Source organism: Mucilaginibacter sp. P2_D11, assembly GCF_056404435.1.
Window position 1 is genome coordinate 398,536 of sequence record NZ_JBFUEA010000004.1, and the last position, 25,127, is coordinate 423,662.

A 25,127-nucleotide genomic window follows, 5' to 3' on the forward strand; every position below is an offset into this window, starting at 1 on the left:
GCGCGGGCCGCAGGCAACGCCATAACTTTTAGATACTTAGGGTGAACTCATCTTAAAATCTTCAAAATCGTTCAACTTCACAACCCAATCCCTAAAACCATTTTGGTTCACGTGAAATTATCTGCAAAAACCGCCTAAAAATCAATATTTAACAATAAAAATATTTTTATCTATAAAAATTATATCCGTACCTTTGCAGTCCCAAACGAGTGTTGGGAAAAAGGAGTAAAATTTATTAATGGCAAAAAAACAAGAAGCAGAAAAAGAATTAAAAGCTAAAGAAGCTGAACTGGGTACAGTTACAGCCTCGGCAGAAAAAGAAACTATTGAATCAGAAGCTGATTCGATATCAATCGAAGAAATCAAATCTAAAATCGCAGTTGCACCTCTGGAGGATTTCGACTGGGATGCAGACGACAAAAAATTTGGTAACTACAGCGATAGCGACCGTGAGAAATTAGAGAAATTGTATGATGGTACTTTCAGTTCTATCACCAAAGGCGAAATTATCACAGGTACCGTTGTAAATATCAACAGCAAAGACGTTGTTTTGAACATCGGCTTCAAATCTGACGGTTTGGTATCGGTTTCTGAATTCCGTGATACGCCCGATCTGAAAATCGGCGATACGGTTGAAGTATTCGTTGAGTCGCAGGAAGATGCTAACGGTCAGTTAGTATTATCGCGCAAACGTGCTAAAACACAAAAATCATGGGAGCGTATTAATTCGGCTCTGGATAACGATGAAATCATCACCGGTTTTGTAAAAAGCCGTACTAAAGGTGGTTTAATTGTTGACATAATGGGCGTTGAAGCCTTTTTACCAGGTTCACAAATCGACATCAAACCTATCAGGGATTATGATGTTTACGTGGGCAAAACAATGGAATTCAAAGTTGTTAAGATAAACCACGAGTTTAAAAACGTTGTGGTGTCGCACAAAGTGCTTATCGAAGACGATTTGGAAAACCAAAAAACAGAAATCGTTGCTAAGCTTGAAAAAGGCCAGGTATTGGAAGGTACCGTTAAAAACATTACCGATTTCGGTGTATTCATCGACCTTGGTGGCGTAGACGGCTTGCTGCACATTACCGATATATCTTGGGGCCGCATAGAGCACCCACGTGAAGTATTGGCATTGGATCAAAAAATCAACGTTGTTGTGCTTGATTTCGATGACGAGAAAAAACGTATCGCTTTAGGCTTGAAACAACTTACCCCGCACCCTTGGCAATCGCTTGATACTGATTTAGTTATCGGCTCTAAGGTTAAAGGTAGGATTGTTACCGTTGCTGATTACGGCGCGTTCCTGGAAATTATCCCGGGTGTTGAAGGTTTGATCCACGTATCAGAAATGTCGTGGTCGCAAAACCTGCGCAACCCTCAGGAATTCCTGAAAGTGGGCGACGAGGTTGAGGCTCAGGTATTGACCCTTGATCGCGACGATCGCAAGATGAGCTTAGGTATCAAACAATTAACTCCTGATCCTTGGCAAAATGCCGGTACCAGGTATGCAATTGGTACTACCCACGTTGCTACAGTTAAAAACATGACCAACTTTGGCGTGTTTGTTGAACTGGAAGACGGCATCGACGGTTTGATCCACATCTCTGATCTTTCATGGTCTAAAAAAGTAAACCACCCTAACGAATTTACTAAGGTTGGCGAAAAATTGAACGTGGTTGTATTAGAGCTTGATATCGATAACCGCAAATTGAGCTTAGGCCACAAACAGCTTGAAGAAAACCCTTGGGATACTTTCGAAACTATCTTCACTATCGATTCGATACACGAAGGTACCGTTATCAAAGTAACCGATAAAGGCGCTATCGTTGCTTTACCTTATGGTGTTGAAGGCTTTGCCCCAACCAAGCATTTGATAAAAGATGACGGCAAACCTGTAAAAGCAGAAGAAGCTGCTGAGTTCAAGATCATCGAATTCAACAAAGAGAACAAACGTATCGTTATTTCACACTCACGTATATGGGAAGAAGCTCGCGCTGATGCTCGTGTACAGGAATTCGAAAACCGTAAGAAAGAAGCAAAATCTGCTAACAACGCGGTGAAGAAAGTGAAAGAATCTGTAGAGAAATCAACTTTAGGCGATCTTAGCGTATTGGCTCAGTTAAAAGAGCAAATGGAAGGCGCAGAAAGCAAAGCGGCTAAAAAGGCCCCTGCTGCTGCACCGGCTAAAAAAGCTGAACCTGAAGCTGCTGCCGAAACAGAAGAAACCGAAGAAGTTTAATCCTCTTAAGGTTTAAAATATAAGCCCTCCTGAGCAATCGGGAGGGCTTTTTTTATGATGAAAATTCTATCTTCGAGCTAAGAATGAAAAAGGAAAGTGATATAAGCAGGTTGATAAGTTATTGGCTGCGACATAACCCAACTGACGGTAATTTAGCTATAGATGAGTTAGGATGGGTGGAAATAGGTGAATTACTGGATGCCTTAAAGCGCGGCGGACACGTAGTATCAACCGACGAACTGTTTATTTTAAGCACTTCATTCGATAAAATACGATGGGAGTTTGATGGATCTAAAACAAAGATAAGAGCTACCCACGGACATTCAATTCCAGTTGTCATCGAAAAAACTGCTACACCTCCCGAGGTGCTTTATCATGGTACTTCAATAAAAAACTTGAAAGCTATAATAGATGACGGATTAAAGGCTATGAACCGTCAGTTTGTACATCTATCTTCTCAATATGACGCCGCCTTAGCCGTAGGCCAAAGGCATGGCAAAGCCCTTGTGCTTGAAATTGATGCTGAGTGGCTGCACCAGGATGGACATACTTTTTATCAAACAAGTGATAATGTTTGGCTGATTAACGAAGTGCCCGCTAAGTATTTACAATTTGGCCCTTGGTATAGCACAAGCCCGGATGAGCCTGAACTGGTCAACGAGTTAAAACGGGAGGTGGGCCGAGGTCACTTACTTTTTGGGAAGACCGAAAACCTAAAGACGATAATGCGGCGGGTGGATCGGGATGATTGTTTGTTCATAGATAAAAAGAGCCAGGAAATTTACAAAGTGCATTTGACATGGAGCAAGGGCATAGAAGCCGATGTACGCTGGCCTTCTACCAGATATTATCAAAGTTTTCAGGATTGGCTATCGACCGATTTTTTAGAAGACTACCACAATTTCTAAGTTCTTTTTACCGGGTATTTTACCTGCCGAAATTAGGTTTGTTATTTCATACGGTCGGCACCGAAAAATGCGAGCAGGAAAAAGCAAATAGTACAGAAAATAAGGGCCAGAATGGCGGCTACGAATATTGTTATTGCGTTCGTTTTCATTATTAACTATTTAAATCTTTCCGGCTTTAGGTGCTGTTTTTAGGCAGGAGGTTATTTGGTTATGCGGTTTTTGTCTGCCGCCACCGGTGGGGAGATAATTATCTTACTCATTTGATATCCAAAATTCCCATTCATATCCGTCCCTTCAACAGTAACCGTATAGGTTCCCGGCTTATCTACAGCGTAAAAGGATAGCGTTGCCTTGCCGTTTTTGTCGGTGATTAAATTGGGTTCCCAGTGTACTGTCGGGCGGGGGGCAATAGGTGCGGTGCTATTAACCGTATAGCGGGGCCTGTAAAATTGCCTTGGCAAGCAATAGGGGATGGGCCTGAAGGCCACTACATTGGGCGATGTGCGCGTGTAATAGCTATTGCCGCTGCGTGTGGTAACGGTGATGAATGTTCTTAGGCCGTCGGCTATTTTAATATCCTTCACATCATCTGCGCCTATGTAGCGCATTAGGTCTATCATGGCTTGCGGGTTCCCTATGGGGATGTCTATCGTAGACGTTGAGCCGGTCATCACATTGCTCCCTAATCCGTCTACTATTATGTCATATATCATATCTATACCTTTGACAAGAGCGGGCTTATCGTGCATGGTAGGTTTTGAAAATAGGCCTTCTTTGTAAAGGGCGCTAAGGCCAAAGCCGCTTAGTTTGTGCGATAGCAGGTCATATAGCGTCATCTTGCCGGCCTCCACCAGTTCTGCTTCGGTTATTTCTTTTACCAGGGACCCTGTCATCCCGCCGGCCTTTACATAGGGTTTTCGTTCTTTTATATTTACTTCTTTTAACAGCGTTCCTTTTATCTCCTTCATATCTATGCCAGGCACACGCGCGTGTTGCGGGTGGTTAAAATAGCCCAGCATCAGGCTATCTGTAAGGTGCACAAACCAGGGCATAGGGCGGATACCTTCGTCCTCAACTTTGGCGGGTGTAAAAGTGTTTAAATAGATGTCGGCGGTAGATGCATTACCTTTTTTGTTGTTAACCCTTAAGGTGTATGCTATGGTATCAAACACAGGCAGGTTGCTGAAAGTAAACTCGCCCTGTGCGTTGCTAACAGTGTCGTATAAAACAAGGCCGTATTTTTTGTTTATCGAAAACAGGCTTAGCTTTGCATCTTTAACGGGTTTGTTAAAAAGATTGCGCAGGTTTCCGGTCAGGCTATTATCAGGCTCGGCTAAAAATTTAGGCGGTTTGGTGGATTGCAGCACAGTTTCCCAATCGTAAGCCGCCCAACCTTGCGCAAGCATTAAATTATCTAAGGCTGCTGCTTTGTCGGCATCAGTAGTTGTGAGGTACCATGCGGCATCTTCTACGTAGCCTTTCAGTTCCGAGGTAAGCAACAAATGGTTAACGATGTTATCCGTACCCGCCTTACCATTGATATAGGCATCGTCTGTTACCGAAACCGCGAAGCTGCCAATTATTGGTGCGCCTCGGGGGTCGCACGCGTGAAGGGTGAGGGAGACGCTATCTTTTGGCTGATGTATCGGCTGGCTGCTTGTAACATCCAGGTTAAGGCGGTCGTGGTTATCAATAAAAATCCTTCGTTGGCATACGGGAGCCCCTGCGTCATCAAGTATGGTAAAGCTGACTATTCCTGAGCTTAGCCCATCCCTGGGCGAATGGATATTGCAATACCCTTTACTTAAGCTAAACGGCACTACTACATAAGTGTCGGTTGCAGATTGTACCATTAGTTTGTATAACTTATTTTGCGCCGCAAACCCAGGCGTTGCTCTTACAGAGATTAAAATAGAATCGGCAAGTGACAGATTATCTGCTCTTAGCGTTAAGCCTGCAGGTGCAACTAATGGCAACGCGGCTGTGTGCACAATGCCATTTAGCTCGTATTTTGCTGAATAGGTTTCATTTGCTGCCGGCAGTAACATAAAAATCCCCATCCCTTTATGTGTGCTGGTAAAAGTACTAACCTCGCTGCCATGGCTATCCACAACTTTGCCCCGCACATTTACCCCCAAACCATCTTCGCCAATGGCTTTAAACGCTACGCGCGATGCAAGGCCTGCCACCAATTTGCCACCCTCTGGCATAAATTGCAGATCGATGTTTTGCATTTGCCCGCCGGGGTAAAAGGGGAAGCTATACTTATTTTTGGTGGTTTTATCGGTAAGGGTAAGTACGAGTTTACGCGTGTCGGCTTTATCGGGCAGAATGAAATTAGCCGTGGCTTTACCACCATCAGAGGTGAGGAGATTGTTCTTGAATATGGTTTTTTTGCCTTCGGTTAGTCTTAATTCAATATCCCGGTAGGGGATGATAGCCCGGGTGAGGGTGCTTAATTGCAAGGCAAGATTAACCTCATTGCCTTTTGTGTTTTGTGTGATGGTATGCTGCTCGTTTACTAACCAGCCGCCCTGGGCAGATGGCTTGCCCACATAAAATTGCTTGCTGAAAAACACGTCGCTACCAAAATTTTGCATCCAGTTGGTGTAGGCGCGGACGGTGTAAAGCCCATCGGCAATGTTTTCGCGAAGGGCGATATGGCCCTGCCCCAATCCCGATACCAACGGGATGGCAAAACGGTTGACAACCTTACTGCTATCGTTAATGAGTTCGATATATATTTTATTGCTTAACCGCGATGGCGTATAGGTTGTTGCGTTGAATAAATTGGCTTTAAACCAAATGGTATCAAAGGTGGTATAATACGGCCTGTCGAACTGCAGGTAAAGTTTTTCGACCCGGTTGAGGGTGGGTATGGTATCGGTTGATTTAGCAGACTGGGCAAAAACTGCCTGGCCTACTAAAACGCAGAGGCAAAACGCCGCCCAAAAAGTGGCTTTAATGAAACAAAGAAAGGTACCCGGTTTTAACATGGGCTTAGGCAGATGATTTAGGTAAATATAGGCAATAACGTTTGAAAATCAATGGTTTGATTTTTTATAACAGCAAAGCCCGCCAAGTAAAAAAGCACAAAGGGCACGAAGAAAATAATCTTTGCGCCCTTTGTGGCTAATGGTTATGCAATTTCTTTGCGCACTTTGTGGTTAACAACCAACGCAAGTCTGGTTACTTCAAGGCAGGGAATTTCGCCGCATCGAAGATGCTTTTTTGCAAGGCTACCTTCTCTATCTCCTGCCAGCTGCGTGGCGCATCTGCCGATAGGTTGATGCCTTTATCTTTACCTATCTGTATATCGTCTTCTATACGTACGCCTATGTTCCACCATTTGCGGTCGCACGGGCTGCCTGCGGGGATGTAAATGCCCGGCTCAACGGTGATTACCATGCCTTCTTCCAGCGGGCCGCCGTAAGCGCCTTTATCGTGCACATCAAGCCCTATGTGGTGCGATACGCCGTGCGGGTAGTATTTGCTCACTTCGGATGCTGTTTTTATCAGCCCCAGTTTTATTAGGCCGGCGGCAAGCACTTCGCGGGTTTTAAGTTCCAGTTGCGAGTAGGGTACGCCTGCCTTGCACAGCGCGAACACCGCTTCCTGCGCATCATATACAATCTGGTAGATAGCCTTTTGCTCCTCGGTAAACTTGCCATTCGCCGGGAAGGTACGGGTAACGTCGGCACTGTAACCGTGATATTCGGCACCAACATCCATCAGTACCAGTTGGTTTTGTACCGCTGTGGCGTTGTTTTCTTCGTAGTGTAAAATACAGCCGTTGCCGCCTGCACCTACTATTGGTGGGTAGCCCTCGTCTTCGGCACCGTATTTTTTATGCACGTATAGCATAATGCCTTCCAGTTCGCGCTCGCTCATTGCAGGGGTTACGGCGCGCATGGCTTCGGCATGGGCAAAGCTGCTTATCTGTACCGCTTTTTTGATAAGGGCCAGTTCTTCGGGCGTTTTTACGCCGCGCAGTTGGGTTAGGGCATCATCGTAAAGTACGGTGCCGCCCATATCTGCCGCTACCTTGGCTTTAAAATCGGCCAGGGTTGCAGAATCGGGTTTGGCCACCAATGCCTGTATCAGGGCGTTATTTTTATAAGCATCAAGTTCCAGCTTGGGTTTCAAATAAGTCAATATACGGTCTATATTTTTGGGTGTGCCGCGTTGGGCAATGAGGGTAAGATCTGCAAGCAGGCCTTTATCGGCATCCTTGATACCGGCTTTGGTTCTGAAAATGCTCACCAGATCGCTCAGGCTGCCTTTAGATACATCAGCACCCACATCGCCGGGGATGCCATCGTACAAAATAGTAGCGAATTTTTTAAAGTCGATGGCGAAGGCCGCAAATTCGGCGCTGTTATAGGCATCTTTAAAGCCAAGTTTATTTTTTGCGCCTTCAACGCCTAAGCGTTTGCCGGTCCACTGCTCGCGGGCGGCATCGCGTTTCTGCACAAATAGCACTTCGTTGTAGGCGTTGTTGCCGCTACCCTGCATATCTTTAAATACCAGCAGCATGGCGTTTGGTTCTTTATAGCCGCTCAGGTAATAAAGATCGGGGTTTTGGTGGTAAACGTAGTTTACGTCGTTAGAGAAAACCTCTTCCGGGAAAGCGAATATAACCGCAACGGAGTTAGCGGGCATTTTATCGCGCAGGGCCTGGCGCCTGCCGGCATGGAACTCCTTGCTCAGGTAATCGGTAGGGAGCCTTTCGATGACCTCGGTTTGCGAAAAGGCAGGTGCAATAGCTGTGCAGGTAAGCGCGGCAGCTAAGGAAATTTTATAAAGCAGTTTCATTTGATTGTGATGTGTTGAAAATAACGGATGAAGATAAATATAATATCGGGAGGACAATGTAACAAGAATGTGTTTTTTATTTGGAGGATTGTTACGTGATGATTTTTTTTCTGTGATAATTTACCGCAAAGGGCGCAAAGAAAAAGCGCAAAGAACGCAAAGCTTTGCAAATGGTTATATTTATTACGCGCCGTTAAGAAAACAAGTTATACCACAACAAAAAAACCACGTTTTAAAATATCGGTGTTAAAGCCTTTGCGTGCTATTAATCTGCCGTCAGTAAAGCTTTGCGCCCTTTGCGCTCGCAAGTCAATATATCTTTGAGTTCTTTGCGGTAAAATAGCCGTTGTACCTTTGCGGTTAAATAACCAAGCAGTAATTCGTCCCCAAAACTCAAAACTATTTACTACTTTTGCCCAAATCCACCCAAACGATGCAAAATCTAACGCTGCTCGACGGTCAGAAATTTCAAATTACTATACAGCGTTTATGTCGTCAGTTAATCGAAAATCATAACGATTTTTCGGGCTCGGTACTGATTGGCATACAGCCGCGAGGCATTTACTTAGCCTATCGCGTAGCCGAAGAACTCAGGAAGATACTCCCCGGAAGCAATATACTGCAGGGTGACCTCGATATAACCTTTTACCGCGACGATTTCCGCAGGCGCGAAACACAGCTGGTACCCAATCAAACCAAGATAGATTTCATCATCGAGGGCAAGAAGGTGATCATGATGGACGATGTACTATGGACAGGCCGCACTATCCGCGCCGCCATGGATGCCATGCAAGCCTTTGGCCGCCCCGAAAAGGTGGAGCTGCTGGCACTGGTAGATCGCCGCTATTCGCGCCACATACCTGTTGCGCCCGATTATGTGGGCATAGAGGTAGACAGCATTGCATCGCAAAAGGTAGTAGTAAGCTGGAAAGAAACAGACGGAGAAGATAGGATTGTGCTGGTATCGGAAGCTAAAGAATAATATCGAACACCGAATGTCGAACTCCGAATAATGAAGTGTTTGAAGAAAGAACGAAAGAGTTAAGGAATAAATAACATCGAACACCGAATGTCGGACACCGAATAATGAAGTGTTTGAAGAGGGGGAAAGAATAGAATAATGACCAATAGCAAATACGATTTAGAGGAAAGGCTGATTGATTTTGCTGTTATGGTTGCTGACGTTGTTGAGAAGTTACCAGCCACGAGATTAGGCAACTACATTGCTGGGCAATTGGTAAGGTCTGGCTGTTCGCCTGCCTTAAATTATGGCGAAGCACAATCGGCAGAATCTCGGAATGATTTCATCCACAAAATGAAAATCATCCTAAAAGAATTAAGGGAATCGTTGATTTCAATTAAGATAATAGAAAGAAAAGGGTTATACGACCTGGATAAGGTGATGCCTGTAAAGGATGAGTGCAATCAGCTTGTTGCAATATTTGTTAGGAGTATAGATACTGCTAAAAAGAATATCGGTAAATAGGCTATTTATCTTTTTACTTCATCATTCGATATTCGGAGTTCGATATTCGATATTTAAACATGGCATTAAGTACAAGGCATCTTTTAGGTATTAAAGATTTGAACCTTTCGGATATCGAAAAGATATTCGAAACTGCTGATAATTTTAAAACGGTGCTTAACCGGCCCATCAAAAAAGTGCCTTCGCTGCGCGATGTAACCATCGCCAATATATTCTTCGAGAACTCTACCCGTACCCGTTTATCGTTCGAGCTGGCGGAGAAAAGGCTTTCTGCGGATGTAGTGAATTTCTCGGCATCGTCCTCATCGGTTAGCAAAGGCGAAACGCTGGTAGATACCGTGAACAATATCCTGGCCATGAAAGTGGATATGGTAGTGATGCGCCACCCTTATGCCGGCGCAGGCGTTTTTTTAGCCAAGCACGTAAAGGCCCAGATCGTAAACGCCGGCGACGGTGCGCACGAGCACCCTACCCAAGCCCTGCTGGATGCCTTTTCCATCCGTGAACGTTATGGCGAGGTGGCCGGTAAAAAGGTGGTCATCGTGGGTGATATTTTGCATTCGCGCGTGGCGCTTTCCAATATCCTTTGCCTTAAACAATTGGGTGCCGAAGTGATGGTTTGCGGACCCACCACCCTGATACCCAAATATATCCGTTCCCTGGGCGTATTGGTGGAGCATAACCTGATAAAGGCCCTCAACTGGTGCGATGTGGCCAATATGCTGCGCATCCAGCTGGAAAGGCAGGACATCCGCTACTTCCCCTCGCAGCGCGAATACACTATGCTTTACGGCTTGAACAAGCAAATCCTCGATTCGCTGGATAAAGAAATCACCATTATGCACCCGGGCCCCATCAACCGTGGCGTGGAAATAACCAGCGATGTAGCTGACAGCAAACAATCCATCATCCTGGATCAGGTGGAGAATGGCGTTGCTATCCGCATGGCGGTGCTTTATCTGCTGGCAGGGCAGGGGGCGTAAAATTCAAAATTTATGAATAAGGGCCTCTTTGAAAAATATTGGAGCTTCCATCATAAAAACATCCTCCTTATCTTAGCGTTATTAATTTTAATAGGCGTTGTTACCTGCGACTATTTTTTCGGCACGTACTTTTGGCTGTTCTTTTCTGCATATGGCTTTCGCGATTATTTTCGCCACGATGCCAAACTGCACGAAATTGAGCGACTGAAGGCAAAAGGTCTTACCGTAGAAGATGCCGAGAATATTCGGTTTGTGAAACAATGGGAACAAACCCGCACCGAAGGAAAGCTAAGTTACTGCTTGTTTGATGGCGGCGTTATCCAAGGCGGTATATTGGCCTTGTTTTTATGCCTGATAGCCATTGCTGTATTTGGCGTGCAAAAACTTTTTGCCGAATTATCTTACATGTTTATTGTAACCGGCGGCGCTTACCTTATTGGCGGATTAATAACCTCTTTATATTACCGGTATTTGTGGAAAGTAAACGAGCAACGCTTTAAGCAACTCACCGAATTTGAGCATATTATTGCTTGATAATGTCCTGCTTTCCTTTACCGGTATCAGGGCGCAAACTTACCCCGCAACCCTTTGTTTCAATTCGCGGCCGATGCCGATAAAGCTGCGCTGATTCAGCGGGAATTCCAATATTACATGGCCGAGGCTTAAGATAAATAACCAACTGAAGCCTAAGTGATAATCATAAAAATAGAGGGACACCGAAGCTATCCAAATTACACCAATCATCACCGCCCTGGTTGCAGATATGCGGTGCCAGCCAATCACGCCTGTTTTTGTAAACCAATTGATATAGTGATAAGTGTAGGCAAAGGCAATTACACGGGTCAGGGCGATGCTCGCCTTATCCGTAAATATGCTTAACGATTGATTACGCAGGCTAACCTTGTTGAGGTTGGCAAAATGCCCATAGTTGCCCATGGCCCAAAGCGTGGGTCTGGTCTCGACAGTAGTAAACAGGATGCAAAGCAAGGCCGGGCAAAGCAAAAAGATGAATACCGCCACATAGCCCGAAACAACCTTATCTTTTAAGGCCCCAAACAGCAGGAACGCTCCCGTAAACACATAAACATGGATGAGGGTAGGGATGTACAAACCGAAAATGGTGCGCCAAAAATTATTGCTGAGAAAAAAATTGCCGGCAACTACAACCAGGATAAATGCGAGGGCCCTTAAGCGGTTGCCTGGTATGGTTTGCAGTATAATGGATAAGCCGAAAGTGTAGTACACCATTTTTACGAAGGGCAGCCGGAACAACAGGCAAACAAGGACTACCCCCAGGATAAGTAAATAATCGTACCTTTTTAAGGTGAAGAATTGCTTGCCACTTAACCAGGAAATTTCGGTTAGATAATGTAGAGGCCCCAAAACCGCGTACGAAAGCAAAACCAATTCGAACGGCACCATAATAGCCAGGCACGATGCCAGCAACATCGCTGCAACGTTTAAGTAATTTAATCTGTTTAATTGCGGAACCGTCATAGTAGGGGTAGCCCCCAAGGTAACTAAATAATCACACTTTGAAGGCCTATCGCTCCACCTTCACCGTTTCCATATCTGCAAGCTCAAAGGTAATGTTCACCGAGCGGCTGCCCTTTGGCCGGGTCCGATGTATTACATTTTTGGGGATGCTAAACAACTCACCAACCTGCAGTTGTACGGTTTTGTCTTCAAGGTCTATCAGCAGGCAGCCCTCGGTAACCAAAAACGTCTCGTCGGAATTGGGGTGGTAATGCCAATAGAAATCCTCCGTCATTACACTGGCGCGGATAACATGGTCGTTGATGAACGATACGGGGATGTTTTTATAGGCCTCGTCGGTAGCCATCTCCGCGGCAAGGTTAATAATGGTGAGAGGTTCAGGGTTCATCATGTTATTTATTGATTATTTTTTTCGCCACGTCGACCCGCTGTTTACTTTTGCTTTTTGTGCCTGACGTATTTGAAGTTCTTATCTTCAGCGCGGGCGAACCCCGTGACTTTGAACGTGGCACGGTCAGCTCCTTTAACCAACTCTCCATCCCAATATATATTAATGTTATCGCGTTCATATCCTCCGGTTAAAAACTCAAAGCTTTTACAATCGGCAATAGGATATTTATTTGCCAGGATATATAAATTGCTTTCATCCATAGCCCAATACATTAGTTCTCTATTTGGTGGAAATACTTTAAACTCTTTTACATTAGGTACATCGAGTTTATCGATTTCAAAAAAGCAATCTTTGGCATCGTGAGAGTAAGGACCATTGCCGAAAACCTCAAACGTTTTTCCGTCCGCGCCATCAATTTTTTGTGACAGATAATAAGCAAAGTGTTTATCCTTACCATACCAATTATTGAGGTTGATAAACGTCTTTGGGTCGGCATCTTCTAACACACCAGCTTTCCAAAAAACATGGTTCTTATCAACAGCATAATCTTTTGCATTCAATTTTCTGAAAGTTGCAGAATCGGCTTCGGGTATTAAGATCTTCGATGTTCCCAAGCCACCTCCGTTGTGCGCTTCGTAATATACCACGCCCTTTTTTTGTTGTCCATTACAACTGCCTATTGCTAAAGCCAACAGTAGTAACGAACATGTTGTAGGTTTTAAATTATGCATAGGGTTTAAGAGATGGATAAATATAGTTATTTGCCCGCAATCTTTTTCGCCGCATCCGCCCCGCTGCTTAACGCCGCTTCAACAGTACCCATAGCCGTACCATCGTACAAATACTCGCCACAGAAATAAATGGTATCATCCAGAGGCGTGCACAATATCTTGCGGGCTTCGGGGGCTCCCACGGTATCGTAGCCGTAAGAACCACGGGTGAATGGGTCGGTGGTCCAATTCATAATGCGGAGGGCATCCAGCATGCCTTTCAGTTCGGCCACATCATGCTTAAAAATATTAGCCAGGGATTGCAGCCCCTGCTGGCTGATTAGCTCATCTGATAGCTTTGCTTTTTCGGCTGCTGCGGGGCCGCCTATCCAGCCTGTGAGCACGTGCGATTGCTCGGGCATCTGTGTCCACCAGGTGGGTATTTCCTCGTCAGAAAACAGGTAGCCCATTTCCTTGATACTCTTGCCGGCGATATCTTCGCTGCGGCTATCCAGCCAAAACGGATCCGTAAACTCGAATAATATCTTGATAACCGCTCCGAATCCCATCTGCTGTATGGCCTTGCTGTGTGCGGGTATTGCGGGTAAAAAACTGATAGCGCCCAACTCGCCGGTGCCGGCTTTCAGTACGCCGAGTGGCATGGCAACTAGTAATTGCGCGGCTTGGTATTCGTCTCCATCGGTAGTAATGGTTGTCACCTTACCTGCTTCCCAATGGATGTCCTTTACCACAGCGTTCAGGAAAATCTCGCCGCCATTGGCCCTGCAGCTGGTTGCTAAATAATTCATAAGCCGGCAATAGCCGCCATCTATACGGTGCTGCGCATCCATCTCGTCGTGCTCCCATTCGTTGCGTAGGGCAAAGGCGCTGGCCTTTTGCGGGTCGGCCGTATCGTAGCCGCTAACGAAATTCCATACGCTGCTGCGTAGTTCGTTATACTTATCGCCGGGGAACTCCCGCAGTAAAAAGTCGTTGATGCTGGTATCCGTTTGCAGTTGGTTTAGTTTATCAATCAGCAGATCCCAATCTTCAATAATACCCGTATTGCCGTCGAAATTGCCGTTTTCGTAACGCATCATTTCGGCGCTGGCCGGGAGGTAGGGGATGTTGGCTTCCTGGAGCAGGTTGAGGGTTACAGGCAAATCGCCGTGGATAAACTCGGCACCGAGTTCGGTATGGTTAAAAAACGATTCATCGCTAAGGGTGTGGATGCGCCCGCCAATACGGTTGCGGGCCTCGAGTACGATTGGTTTTTTGCCCGCTTTGGCCAAAGCATGAGCAGCCATCAGCCCGGCGGCTCCGGCGCCAATAATTAATACGGTATTTTTCATAGCAGGTGATGCAAGGTAAATAAATGTTTATATTATTTTAGCGCAGCTAACGAAAGACGCTGTTTATGAAGGATTATTTTAAAGTTGACGAGTGGAAGATTATCGAAGAAGGGTTCGATCCGCACTATAATAAAGTGGCCGAGAGCGTATTCAGCCTCGGCAATGGGCGTATGGGTCAGCGCGCTAACTTTGAGGAAGCCTACAGCGGCGAAACCTTACAGGGCAACTACGTAGCCGGCGTGTACTACCCCGATAAAACCCGCGTAGGCTGGTGGAAGAACGGCTATCCGGAATATTTTGCCAAAGTTTTGAACGCAGCCAACTGGATTGGGATAGATATAAGGGTGCGCGGAATTACGCTCGACCTGGCGAAAAATGAAGTAGACAGCTTCAGACGTGAACTGAATATGCAGGAGGGTTATTTAAAAAGGAACTTTCATGTATCGCTCGATGGTACAGCCGTTAGAGCCGAAGTTACACGCTTTTGCAGCATAGTGGATGATGAAACCGGAGCGATCCGTTATAAGTTTGCGCCTTGTGATTTGAGCGACGCACACATGATTTGTGGTGTAACGCCATTTATAGACGGAGATGTAAAAAACCAGGACTCGAATTACGACGAAAAGTTTTGGGACGAGGTAAGCAAAGGTGCCTGGGATGATGGCGGCTATGTGCAAATGCGGACTAAAAAAACCGGTTTTGAAGTAGCCACCGGTATGAAATGCGTGATATTTGTAGATGGCGTACAAATTGATACACCTGCCGAGGCCGTTTTAAAGGATAAATACGTTGGCGCCGAATACAGGCTACAGGTAGAGGATGGCGCCGAGGTGGTGATATACAAATACGCCGCCAACGTTTCATCGCAAAATTACCCTGCGGAGCAATTGGTGGATAAGTTGAAAGAAAAACTGGAACAGATTGCTGCCAAGGGCTTCGATACCATGCTGGCCGAGCAAGCCGCTGCCTGGGCCGAAAAGTGGAAGCATAACGATATCATTATAGAAGGCGATGCCAAAGCACAGCAGGGCATTCGTTTCAATATATTCCAGCTTAACCAAACCTACACCGGGGAGGACGACCGATTGAACATCGGCCCCAAAGGCTTCACCGGCGAAAAGTACGGCGGCAGCACCTATTGGGATACCGAAGCTTATTGCGTGCCCTTTTATTTGGCTACTGCCGAGCAAAAAGTTGCCCGTAACCTGCTGCTTTACCGCTACAAGCAGTTGGGCAAAGCTATCGAGAACGCCAAACTGCTTGGCTTTAAAAACGGCGCGGCCCTTTACCCCATGGTAACCATGGATGGCACCGAATGCCACAACGAGTGGGAGATAACCTTCGAGGAGATACACCGCAACGGCGCTATTGCCTTTGCCATTTACAATTACGTGCGCTACACCGGCGATGAAGCCTACCTGGCTGATTACGGACTGGAGGTTTTGATAGCCATTTCGCGTTTCTGGTCGCAAAGGATTACTTTTTCGGAAGATAAGGGGCTGTATGTGATGTTGGGCGTAACCGGCCCGAATGAGTACGAGAACAACGTAAACAACAACTGGTACACCAGCACCATTGCGGTTTGGTGCATGAAGTACACATTGGAAGTTATTGGCAAAGTAAAACAAGCTGATAATGTAAAATACGATGCCCTTGCCGCTAAAATAAACTTTGATGAGGCAACCGAAACAAGTCGCTTCGCAGATATCATCGCCAAAATGTATTTCGCGCATGACGAGAAACTGGGTATCTATTTACAGCAGGACGGTTACCTGGATAAAGAACAAATCCTGGTAAAAGATTTGCCGAAATCAGAATTGCCATTGGTGAAAAAATGGAGCTGGGACAGGATACTCCGCTCTATCTACATTAAGCAGGCAGATGTGCTGCAGGGGCTTTATTTTTTTGAGGAGGATTACGATATCGATACCATCCGCCGCAATTATGATTTTTACGAACCGAGGACGGTGCACGAGTCGTCGCTATCGCCCTGCGTACACGCCATATTAGCCGCTAAGCTGGGCGATGTGGAGCGCGCCTACCAGTTTTACCTCCGCACCTCAAGGTTGGATATAGACGATTATAACGATGATACCGATGACGGCTGCCACATCACCTCGATGGCCGGTACGTGGATGGCTGTAGTGGAAGGTTTCGGCGGCATGCGGGTGAAAGATGGGATGCTGTCGTTCAATCCACTGTTGCCCGGCGAATGGAAAGCCTTATCCTTCCAGATTGGCTTCCGGGGGAGTTTGTTGAATATCCGGATAGCCCATGATGGGGTTAGGGTGAAGAATTTATCGGAAAAGGCACTTGTTGTTTTATTGAATGGGGAAGATGTTTCAATAAATGCGCAGCAAGAGGCATTCGTCGGCACTAAATAACAAACACATTACCTGCGAAATAAATAGCAAAACTGGTTAATAGTTTTGCTATTTTTCTTTAATGACGGTGATGATTGCGCTTTTCGCAATTAATAAACTACTATTAAATAAGTGCCTGTTAATATGATTAATAAGCGTACCTTCCAACACTTCTTAGGAAATCAGGTTCACTTAACCGGTTCCTTTTTTTTAGCCTAACCTTTTAACTTGCCGCCTTTTATGCAATCGGCATTCATACTTTAAAAAGCATAATTATTTTTTATAAAGTTGCTTAATCAGTCCATGAATAAAGATCAAATTAATTCAAAGGCACCGGCAAATTCCCCCGAGCAATTAAGCGCAGCTGAACTTATATTGGCTAACAACGAACTGGCCTTTCAAAATATAGAGAAAGAAAAAAGGGCAGCCGAACTCATTATAGCTAATATTGAACTCGATTTCCAAAACGAGGAGAAAGAAAATCGGGCAGCGGAGCTCATCATTGCCAATAGAGAGCTGTCTTTTCAAAACCAGGAAAAAGAAAAGCGTGCGGCTGAGCTGATCATCGCTAATGCCGAGCTGGTGTTCCAGAACGCAGAAAAAGAAAAGCGCGCGGCTGAGTTGATCATCGCTAATGCCGAACTGGTATTCCAGAACGCAGAAAAAGAAAAGCGTGCGGCGGAGTTGATCATCGCTAATGCCGAGTTGGTGTTCCAGAACGCAGAAAAAGAAAAGCGTGCGGCTGAGTTGAGTAATGCCAACCGGGATTTAAAAATCGCGGAAGACAATATCCGAAAGCTGAATGAGGAAGATATCCGGAAATTAAATGAAGCCCTGGAACAAAAAGTAATTGAAAGAACGGAGGAACTGGAAGCAGCCAACCAGGAACTGGAGGCATTTTCTTATTCCGTATCCCATGATCTCCGTGCTCCTTTGCGGATCGTAAACGGATATGCCATTATTCTCCAGGAAGAATACCAAAATATTTTTGACGATGAAGGCAAGCGGCTGCTTTCAATTGTACAGGATAGCGCCAAAAAAATGGGTGTGCTCATTGATGACCTGCTTACTTTTTCGAGGCTCGGCCGAAACGGTGTGTTTAAAACAAATGTTGACATGAACCTGGTGGTAAAGAACGCTGTAGATGAATTAACGGTACTGACAACTCATAAGGCAACCATTGAAATCCATCAACTCTCACCGGTGCTTGCAGACCACTCGCTCATTAGCCAGGTATGGCTAAACTTATTATCCAATGCCATTAAATATTCTGTTCACTCGCCTAAGCCTGTTATAGAGGTCAGCTGCATTCAGCACGATGCGGAGATTATTTATTCAATTACAGACAATGGCGTTGGTTTCGATATGCAATACGCACATAAATTATTCGGCGTGTTTCAACGGCTGCATGATACGGAAGAATTTGAAGGAACAGGCGTAGGATTGGCGCTGGTGCACCGGATTATTAAAAAGCACGGCGGAAAAATATGGGCGACGGCTGAAATTGATAAAGGCGCCACTTTTAATTTCAGTTTACCACAAACAGCCCCCAAACAATAAACTAAATGGAAAACGAACAAGTTGACATCCTGCTTATAGAAGACAGTTTACATGATGCCGAATTAACCATTCGCGCGCTGCGCAAAAACAACACCCATGCAAAGATCATTCATTTAAAAAATGGTGCGGTAGCGCTCGACTTTCTTTTCGGTAAAGGAATTTACACCGGCAGAAATGTAAACAACAGGCCCCGGGTTATTTTACTGGACCTGAAAATGCCGAAGGTAAGCGGGCTGGAGGTGCTGGAGAAAATAACCAGCGACCAACTGACCCAAAAGATCCCTGTGGTGGTGCTTACCTCTTCAAAAGAAAATCCGGATGTAGAGCGTGCTTATTCGCTGGGAGCTAACAGCTATATTGTTAAACCAGTCGATTTTGAAAGCTTTCAGAAAATAGTTGCCGACTTGGGCATATACTGGTTATCGCATAATCATCCACCACTTAGTTAATGCTAATATTACATGAAATCTCAGATTAAGATATTGCTATTGGAAGATTCTCCGCTGGATGCAGAGCTAATCAAAAGAGAGCTTATTAAAGGGCTGATTGATCATGAAATATTGTTGGTGCGCGATAAAGAAAGCTTTCGGCAGGCACTCGGTAACTATCCGGCTGATATAGTCCTGTCTGACCATTCGCTCCCTAACTTTAATTCTCATGAGGCCTTAAAAATGGTTGAATCTTCGGGGGTGGGGATCCCGTTTATATTGATCACAGCTACCATGACGGATGAATTCGCGGTAAAGATCATGAAAGAGGGGGCAAATGATTATATCATTAAAGACCGGTTATCGCGCCTACCCTCTGCGGTGGTCAATGTGATTGAAAAATTCCGCCTGATACGCATACAAACCGCTGAGCGGGTTAAAGTAAATGAGGAACTTAAAAGTCTGAATTACCGGCTGCAACTGGCTACTAAAAGCGCGGCCCTGGGTATTTGGGATTGGGATGTCGTCAACAATAAGCTTCATTGGGACGAAGGTATGTTTCAAATATACCATATTGATGACAGCGGATTTGATTCAGTTTATGAGGCCTGGACTTCACGGCTCCATCCGGAAGACAAAGATCAAATAAACGAGGAAATACAATCGGCGCTCAGGGGAGAAAAAAAATACGATACCGAATTCAGGATAGTGGATGGTAACAGTGGTGTTCATACGATAAGGGCGACGGGTACAGTTGAATGGAATGATATGGGTGTCCCCATCAGGATGATCGGCGTTAACTGGGATATTACCAGGCGAAAATTAGCTATGGCAGAACGGGAGGCGATAATTGGTGAAATGTCGCGGCGAAATGCAGAACTGGAACAGTTTGGTTATATCATTTCTCATAATTTGAGGGCCCCGGTGGCTAACATTATTGGCGCTGCGGGTGCCCTGGAGGACCCCGAACTGCCCTGCGAAGACAGGATTATATACAATAGGGCAGTTCATCAATCCGCTATTAATTTAGATGATATTATCAAAGATCTGAACCATATTTTGGAGATAAAATCAGGCAATCAGTCCAAAGAAACGGTTTGTTTTTCTGATTTGGCGGACGATATAAAAATGAATATCCACGATTTATTACTAACCTATGAATATAACATTGCTTATGATTTTTCAGCAATAGGCGAACTGTTTACGATAAAAGCTTACCTATATAGTATTTTTTATAACCTTATTTCCAATAGCCTAAAGTATCGAAGGAAAGATATTATAGGCAGGATTGAAATTAAAAGCCTATTAGTAAATAATATGGTTGTGCTCTCTTTTGCGGATAATGGCATGGGCTTTAACCAGGAGAAGAACAAAACAAATATTTTTGGTTTATACCAGCGTTTCCATTCGGGTTTTCCCGGCAAAGGCATGGGTTTATTTATGGTTAAATCCCAGGTTGAAATTTTAGGAGGAAGTATAACGGTAGAAAGCCGTGAACATGTGGGAACAAATTTCAGGATTGAATTTCCTATTATATAGATCGTATTCCGGGCTTTATCACACATAAAAGCAGAGCTGACGCATTAGCGTCCCCCGCCCCCGGGATGTTTGCACTCTGACCGAAATAAACCGGTCCTTTGTCAGCAAGAAGTATCCGGCAAAAGCAATGAAATTACTGCAATCCCTGAATTATCGCCTTAATGTTTATTTTCGCGCAATAACATTCAGGCATGCAATCATCCATTCCCAATCATAAACTCATCATCTACCAACTGCTTCCACGTCTGTTCGGTAACGCCAACACCACCAATAAATTCTATGGATCGATAGAAGAGAACGGCTGCGGTAAGCTGAATGATATTACCAACAAGGCCCTCGCAGAAATAGGCAAGATGGGTTTTAGCCACGTGTGGTACACAGGCGTAATTGAGCACGCCACCATGACAGATTATTCTGCCCACGGCATCAAGCCCGACGACCCTGATGTGGTGAAGGGCCGCGCCGGGTCGCCATATGCTATCAAAGATTATTACGATATAGCGCCGGACCTGGCGGTAGATGTGCCCAATCGAATCAACGAATTCCAGGATTTGGTTATCCGCACGCACGTTAACGGACTAAAAGTAATCGTCGATTTCGTGCCTAACCATGTGGCGCGCACCTACGCATCAGATATGCGCCCCAAAGCCGTGCGCGATTTTGGCGAGGACGACGATACCTCCAAAGATTTTACCTCCGAAAATGATTTTTACTACATCCCCGGCCAACATTTCAGGGTGCCTGCGGGTTATAACCCGGGTGGCGACGAGTTGATATCGCCGTTAAAGGACGGGCATTTTGATGAGTACCCTGCCAAAGCCACGGGCAACGATGTTTTTAACGCGGCACCTTCCATTAACGATTGGTTTGAGACGGTTAAGCTTAACTATGGGGTTTACTACCTCGATGGCCATAAAACCTATTTTGGCCATGTGCCGCCGCTATGGTATAAAATGCACCACATCCTTACCTATTGGGCAGAGATGGGGGTTGACGGCTTCCGCTGCGATATGATAGAGATGGTGCCGGTAGAGTTTTGGGCATGGCTGATACCCAAACTGAAAGCCGTACATCCCGAACTGATATTCATTGGCGAAGCTTACGATAAAAATCAATACTACAATTATATCCACAACGGCGGGTTCGATTACCTGTATGATAAGGTGGGCCTGTACGATGCTATCCGGAAATTGACCTGTAACGACCCATGGAGCAGCACCTGGGATATCAACGCGGTGTGGAACACCCACAGCCGGGGCATAGACGAGCATATGCTACGCTTTATGGAAAACCACGACGAACAACGAATTGCCAGTCGCTTTTTTGCGGGTGATGCCTGGGATGCCGTGCCAGGTATGATTGTGAGCGCCACTTTGGCAACCGGCCCGGTGATGATATATAGCGGGCAAGAGGTAGGCGAACCTGCCGATGGCGCACAAGGCTTTAGCGGCGATGATGGCCGCAGCACCATATTCGATTATTGGGGCGTGCCCGAACATCAAAAATGGGCGAATAGCGGTAAGTTTGATGGGGGAGGTTTATCCCCACAACAGCAGCAATTGAGGAAATTTTACAGCGACTTGCTCAACACCGTAAAAGACAATGAAGCCCTCCGCAACGGCGAGTTTTATGAACTGATGATAGCCAACGAGGGGCAGCCCGGCTTTGATACCAGAATGTATTTTTACCTGCGCTATACTCAAACACAACGCGTTCTGGTGGCTGTGAATTTTAACCGTGCCGAAAGAAGCATCGCCCTTAAGCTACCCGAAGATTTGCTTAGTCGTTTTAACTTAAGCGGCGAAACCAATTTTACAGATTTGCTAACCAAAACGGTGTTTAATACGCCTGATATTGCAGCAGGAGTGGAAATTAATATAAAATCTGTAGGCGGATTGTTGTTAATTTTCTAAATTCTTATTCCCAAAATCATATTTTGGCCCGATAATGGCCATAATATTCGCTAATAAATCGTTTATTAGCTGATAAGTATCAGTTGCTGATGTGTTTTGTACGCTCTGTTAAGTAATAATTAACAAAGTAAATTGAATGTTGATTTTTTATGAAAAAAAATATACCTGACCCCAACCCCGAATTACTGACGGCCAGATTACTCGTTGCAGAGGAGAATATGATTGTGGATGATGAGGAATTCCATCACCTTAACAACCCTGCCGATGGCATTAAGCCCATCGTAAAAAAATACCTTGGCATACCCAATCGCGCCGAGCAGAAAGGCAATAAAATATTCTTTACCGATGGCGATGCCAGTGTAGAAGTTACCATCGTAACTAAGGATATCATCCGCATACGTTTAGCCCCGCACACTGTTTTTTTGGATGAATTTAGCTACGCAGTGCCCGAGTTGCCTACCAAAGCGGTGCCATTTAACCTAACGGAGACCGAACTGGAATTCAAGGTATCTACCACCGCAGTAAATTGCCACATTCGCAAGGAGGATTTCTTGATTTCTTTCTCTGATAGCAATGGCATCATTACCAGTAGCGATGCTGCGCCCATGCACTGGGAAGAGAACATTAAATTTGGAGGCTACTATGTATTCTGTACCAAAACCTGTGCGCCCGAAGAAAGCTTCTTCGGCCTGGGCGATAAGGCTACCGAGTTTAACTTGCGCGGCAAACGTTTAAAAAACTGGAACACCGATGCCTACTCTTACGGCTGGAACCAGGACCCACTATACCGCTCTATCCCTTTCTATATCAGCGTAAGCGAAGGCATTGCCCACGGTATCTTCTTCGATAATACTTTTAAGGCGCATTTCGATTTTGGCTGCGAGGATGCAACCAAAACCAGCTTTTGGGCCGATGGCGGCGAACTGCAATACTATTACATCCACGGCCCGCACATGATGGATGTGGTGAAAAATTACCACATTTTAACCGGTACGCACCCCATGCCCCCGCTTTGGGCGCTGGGCTACCACCAATGCCGCTGGAGCTACTACCCCGAAAATAAGGTAAGGTTTATTGCTAACGGCTTCCGCCAGAATAAAATTCCCTGCGATGGTATCTATCTCGATATCGATTACATGGATGGCTACCGTTGCTTTACCTGGAACCCTAAATATTTCCCAAATCCGCGCAAGATGATTGAGGACCTGAATGCTAACGGCTTTAAAACCGTGGTGATCATTGATCCCGGCATCCGCGTTGATGATAACTATTCGGTGTTTAAAGAGGGCAAAGAGAAACGTTATTTCTGCCGCCGTAGCGACGATTACTTTATGGAGGGCCACGTGTGGCCGGGCCGTTGCCAGTTCCCCGATTTTACAAACCCCGAGGTACGTACCTGGTGGGGCGATTTGTTTGACGACCTGGTTGACCTTGGCGTGGCCGGCGTTTGGAACGATATGAACGAACCTGCCGTATTTGGCGCAGGTACCTTTCCCGATGACGTGCGCCATCAGTACGATGGTTTCCGCGGCAGCCACCGTAAGGCACACAACGTGTACGGCATGCAAATGGTGCGCGCGACATACGAAGGTCTGCGCAAGCAAATGAAGAATAAGCGCCCCTTCACCATAACCCGCGCGGGTTATGCCGGCGTGCAGCGTTACTCATCTGTATGGACGGGCGACAACGTAGCCTCCTGGGAACACCTTAAAATAGGCAACGTGCAATTGCAGCGTTTATCCGTATCGGGCATCTCGTTCTGCGGAACGGATATAGGCGGTTTTAGCGGCGAGCCCGATGGCGAATTATTTACCCGCTGGATACAGTTGGGCACTTTCTCGCCATTTATGCGTGCGCACTCGGCCGGCGATACCAAAGAGCGTGAGCCATGGAGTTTTGGCGAGCCATTCACCAGCATCAACCGTAAATTCATCGAACTGCGTTACCGGTTGATACCGTACCTGTACTCCACTTTTTGGGAGCATCACCGTTACGGCTTCCCTATATTAAGGCCGATAGTAATGCACGAGCAGGAAACCCTGGCAAACCACTTCAGGCAGGATGAGTTTACCTACGGCGATAAGATATTGATATGCCCGGTGTTAGAACCTGGTCAGCAAAGCCGTACCGTTTACCTGCCAAAAGGCAAATGGTACCATTTCTGGAGCCTGGAAACCGTAGACGGTGGCCAGGAGATAATGGTAGCCACGCCATTGGATACCATACCCATCTTTGTAAAAGCAGGCTCGGTAATACCGGAGTACCCCGTAATGCAGTACACTAACGAAAAGCCAATAGAAGAGGTGAAGCTGAATATCTACTATAGCGATTACGAAGTGAACTCCTTCTATTTTGAAGATTACGGCGAAACATTTGCCTACGAGCAGGATATTTACCTGGAGAAGAAGTTCATCGTAAAAGGCACGGCAAAATCGTTCAGCATCAAACAAAGCATGGAGGGTTTATACACGCCACGTTACGATGGCTACCACATCAAAATAAACGGCCTGCCCTTTAAGCCATCGAAAATAATAGCCGATGGCAAAGAGATAAAAGAAGTATCGGTAAACGCCGACAAAACCTACGAGTTTAAGTTCAGCAAGAACTTTAAGCAAATAGAGATACTGAAATAAGAAAGGCCCCGAAAGGGGCCTTTTTGGTGTTAACAACAGACATTTATAAAAAAAACGTCATCCTGATTACTATGACATATGCAAATGTTTTTGCCATGAGACTTTGTTTTTCATGAAGATTTCCTGGTTAAACAGGGTGTCCGAATGAATAAGTTTGAATACAATCTTTAGCAAAACGTTTTTTATCCGGTTCAATATAGAAAGGTGTTCAATATTATTATTGATCATTCCTTGATAGTAACTGTAAAAGAGTTGCCCAGGCCTGGTGCACACACTGACTATGCCTTGGTTGAGGTCCACTTTT

General features: G+C 45.5%; 18 protein-coding genes. 12 read left to right on the forward strand and 6 right to left on the reverse strand.

Going from position 1 to position 25,127, the window contains the following annotated elements:
• Positions 1-238: 238 nt before the first annotated feature.
• Positions 239-2,245 carry a 30S ribosomal protein S1 gene (gene rpsA, locus AC1DXC_RS08420; protein ID WP_477458703.1) on the forward strand — a complete coding sequence of 669 codons (2,007 nt, stop codon included), beginning with the start codon at positions 239-241 and terminating at the stop codon, positions 2,243-2,245.
• Between the two features lie 83 nt (positions 2,246-2,328).
• On the forward strand, positions 2,329-3,153 hold the full coding sequence (locus AC1DXC_RS08425; protein ID WP_477458704.1) for an RNA 2'-phosphotransferase: 825 nt from the start codon (positions 2,329-2,331) through the stop codon (positions 3,151-3,153).
• A gap of 200 nt (positions 3,154-3,353) precedes the next feature.
• Here the strand turns inward: AC1DXC_RS08425 and AC1DXC_RS08430 are convergent, their stop codons facing one another.
• Positions 3,354-6,149: a hypothetical protein gene (locus AC1DXC_RS08430; RefSeq protein ID WP_477458705.1), complete on the reverse strand. Its 2,796-nt coding sequence runs from the start codon at positions 6,147-6,149 to the stop codon at positions 3,354-3,356.
• Between the two features lie 193 nt (positions 6,150-6,342).
• On the reverse strand, positions 6,343-7,968 hold the full coding sequence (locus AC1DXC_RS08435; protein ID WP_477458706.1) for an aminopeptidase P N-terminal domain-containing protein: 1,626 nt from the start codon (positions 7,966-7,968) through the stop codon (positions 6,343-6,345).
• A gap of 433 nt (positions 7,969-8,401) precedes the next feature.
• On the opposite strand from AC1DXC_RS08435, the gene pyrR reads away from it, so the two are divergent.
• From pyrR to AC1DXC_RS08455, 4 genes are all read left to right on the forward strand, one after another.
• Complete coding sequence (pyrR, locus tag AC1DXC_RS08440; RefSeq protein WP_477458707.1) at positions 8,402-8,950, forward strand: bifunctional pyr operon transcriptional regulator/uracil phosphoribosyltransferase PyrR; 549 nt, start codon at positions 8,402-8,404, stop codon at positions 8,948-8,950.
• A gap of 138 nt (positions 8,951-9,088) precedes the next feature.
• On the forward strand, positions 9,089-9,454 hold the full coding sequence (locus AC1DXC_RS08445; RefSeq protein ID WP_477458708.1) for a four helix bundle protein: 366 nt from the start codon (positions 9,089-9,091) through the stop codon (positions 9,452-9,454).
• Between the two features lie 59 nt (positions 9,455-9,513).
• Positions 9,514-10,437, forward strand: coding sequence for an aspartate carbamoyltransferase catalytic subunit (locus AC1DXC_RS08450; protein ID WP_477458709.1), 924 nt, complete (start codon positions 9,514-9,516; stop codon positions 10,435-10,437).
• A 12-nt stretch (positions 10,438-10,449) separates the two neighbouring features.
• Positions 10,450-10,971, forward strand: a complete 522-nt coding sequence (locus tag AC1DXC_RS08455; protein WP_477458710.1) for a hypothetical protein — start codon at positions 10,450-10,452, stop codon at positions 10,969-10,971.
• Between the two features lie 39 nt (positions 10,972-11,010).
• Here AC1DXC_RS08455 and AC1DXC_RS08460 read toward each other — a convergent pair whose 3' ends face one another.
• From AC1DXC_RS08460 to AC1DXC_RS08475, 4 genes are read right to left on the reverse strand one after another with little or no spacing between them, the layout of a single operon-like run.
• Positions 11,011-11,934: a hypothetical protein gene (locus AC1DXC_RS08460; protein WP_477458711.1), complete on the reverse strand. Its 924-nt coding sequence runs from the start codon at positions 11,932-11,934 to the stop codon at positions 11,011-11,013.
• Between the two features lie 46 nt (positions 11,935-11,980).
• A complete protein-coding gene (locus tag AC1DXC_RS08465) occupies positions 11,981-12,325 on the reverse strand; it encodes a cupin domain-containing protein (protein WP_477458712.1) in 345 nt (114 codons plus the stop codon).
• Positions 12,326-12,366: 41 nt separating this feature from the next.
• On the reverse strand, positions 12,367-13,056 hold the full coding sequence (locus AC1DXC_RS08470; RefSeq protein ID WP_477458713.1) for a DKNYY domain-containing protein: 690 nt from the start codon (positions 13,054-13,056) through the stop codon (positions 12,367-12,369).
• Between the two features lie 26 nt (positions 13,057-13,082).
• Positions 13,083-14,387: a flavin monoamine oxidase family protein gene (locus tag AC1DXC_RS08475; RefSeq protein ID WP_477458714.1), complete on the reverse strand. Its 1,305-nt coding sequence runs from the start codon at positions 14,385-14,387 to the stop codon at positions 13,083-13,085.
• A 65-nt stretch (positions 14,388-14,452) separates the two neighbouring features.
• Here AC1DXC_RS08475 and AC1DXC_RS08480 point away from each other — a divergent pair, with 65 nt between their 5' ends.
• The 6 genes from AC1DXC_RS08480 (at position 14,453) to AC1DXC_RS08505 (ending at position 24,823) form a co-directional block, all read left to right on the forward strand.
• A complete protein-coding gene (locus tag AC1DXC_RS08480) occupies positions 14,453-16,771 on the forward strand; it encodes a family 65 glycosyl hydrolase domain-containing protein (RefSeq protein WP_477458715.1) in 2,319 nt (772 codons plus the stop codon).
• Between the two features lie 282 nt (positions 16,772-17,053).
• Positions 17,054-18,310: a sensor histidine kinase gene (locus tag AC1DXC_RS08485; RefSeq protein ID WP_477458717.1), complete on the forward strand. Its 1,257-nt coding sequence runs from the start codon at positions 17,054-17,056 to the stop codon at positions 18,308-18,310.
• A 5-nt stretch (positions 18,311-18,315) separates the two neighbouring features.
• A complete protein-coding gene (locus tag AC1DXC_RS08490; RefSeq protein ID WP_477458718.1) occupies positions 18,316-18,759 on the forward strand; it encodes a response regulator in 444 nt (147 codons plus the stop codon).
• A 39-nt stretch (positions 18,760-18,798) separates the two neighbouring features.
• Positions 18,799-20,277: a sensor histidine kinase gene (locus AC1DXC_RS08495; RefSeq protein ID WP_477458719.1), complete on the forward strand. Its 1,479-nt coding sequence runs from the start codon at positions 18,799-18,801 to the stop codon at positions 20,275-20,277.
• 191 nt (positions 20,278-20,468) lie between these two features.
• A complete protein-coding gene (locus AC1DXC_RS08500; RefSeq protein ID WP_477458720.1) occupies positions 20,469-22,190 on the forward strand; it encodes an alpha-amylase family glycosyl hydrolase in 1,722 nt (573 codons plus the stop codon).
• Positions 22,191-22,408: 218 nt separating this feature from the next.
• On the forward strand, positions 22,409-24,823 hold the full coding sequence (locus AC1DXC_RS08505; RefSeq protein ID WP_477458723.1) for a glycoside hydrolase family 31 protein: 2,415 nt from the start codon (positions 22,409-22,411) through the stop codon (positions 24,821-24,823).
• Positions 24,824-25,127: the final 304 nt, after the last annotated feature.

What these genes read in the sequence shown, in the direction of transcription:
- rpsA (WP_477458703.1), top strand. Translation starts at nt 239, where the DNA reads ATGGCAAAAAAACAAGAAGCAGAAAAAGAATTAAAAGCTAAAGAAGCT.
- AC1DXC_RS08425 (WP_477458704.1), top strand. Translation starts at nt 2,329, where the DNA reads ATGAAAAAGGAAAGTGATATAAGCAGGTTGATAAGTTATTGGCTGCGA.
- AC1DXC_RS08430 (WP_477458705.1), bottom strand. Translation starts at nt 6,149, where the DNA reads ATGTTAAAACCGGGTACCTTTCTTTGTTTCATTAAAGCCACTTTTTGG.
- AC1DXC_RS08435 (WP_477458706.1), bottom strand. Translation starts at nt 7,968, where the DNA reads ATGAAACTGCTTTATAAAATTTCCTTAGCTGCCGCGCTTACCTGCACA.
- pyrR (WP_477458707.1), top strand. Translation starts at nt 8,402, where the DNA reads ATGCAAAATCTAACGCTGCTCGACGGTCAGAAATTTCAAATTACTATA.
- AC1DXC_RS08445 (WP_477458708.1), top strand. Translation starts at nt 9,089, where the DNA reads ATGACCAATAGCAAATACGATTTAGAGGAAAGGCTGATTGATTTTGCT.
- AC1DXC_RS08450 (WP_477458709.1), top strand. Translation starts at nt 9,514, where the DNA reads ATGGCATTAAGTACAAGGCATCTTTTAGGTATTAAAGATTTGAACCTT.
- AC1DXC_RS08455 (WP_477458710.1), top strand. Translation starts at nt 10,450, where the DNA reads ATGAATAAGGGCCTCTTTGAAAAATATTGGAGCTTCCATCATAAAAAC.
- AC1DXC_RS08460 (WP_477458711.1), bottom strand. Translation starts at nt 11,934, where the DNA reads ATGACGGTTCCGCAATTAAACAGATTAAATTACTTAAACGTTGCAGCG.
- AC1DXC_RS08465 (WP_477458712.1), bottom strand. Translation starts at nt 12,325, where the DNA reads ATGATGAACCCTGAACCTCTCACCATTATTAACCTTGCCGCGGAGATG.
- AC1DXC_RS08470 (WP_477458713.1), bottom strand. Translation starts at nt 13,056, where the DNA reads ATGCATAATTTAAAACCTACAACATGTTCGTTACTACTGTTGGCTTTA.
- AC1DXC_RS08475 (WP_477458714.1), bottom strand. Translation starts at nt 14,387, where the DNA reads ATGAAAAATACCGTATTAATTATTGGCGCCGGAGCCGCCGGGCTGATG.
- AC1DXC_RS08480 (WP_477458715.1), top strand. Translation starts at nt 14,453, where the DNA reads ATGAAGGATTATTTTAAAGTTGACGAGTGGAAGATTATCGAAGAAGGG.
- AC1DXC_RS08485 (WP_477458717.1), top strand. Translation starts at nt 17,054, where the DNA reads ATGAATAAAGATCAAATTAATTCAAAGGCACCGGCAAATTCCCCCGAG.
- AC1DXC_RS08490 (WP_477458718.1), top strand. Translation starts at nt 18,316, where the DNA reads ATGGAAAACGAACAAGTTGACATCCTGCTTATAGAAGACAGTTTACAT.
- AC1DXC_RS08500 (WP_477458720.1), top strand. Translation starts at nt 20,469, where the DNA reads ATGCAATCATCCATTCCCAATCATAAACTCATCATCTACCAACTGCTT.
- AC1DXC_RS08505 (WP_477458723.1), top strand. Translation starts at nt 22,409, where the DNA reads ATGATTGTGGATGATGAGGAATTCCATCACCTTAACAACCCTGCCGAT.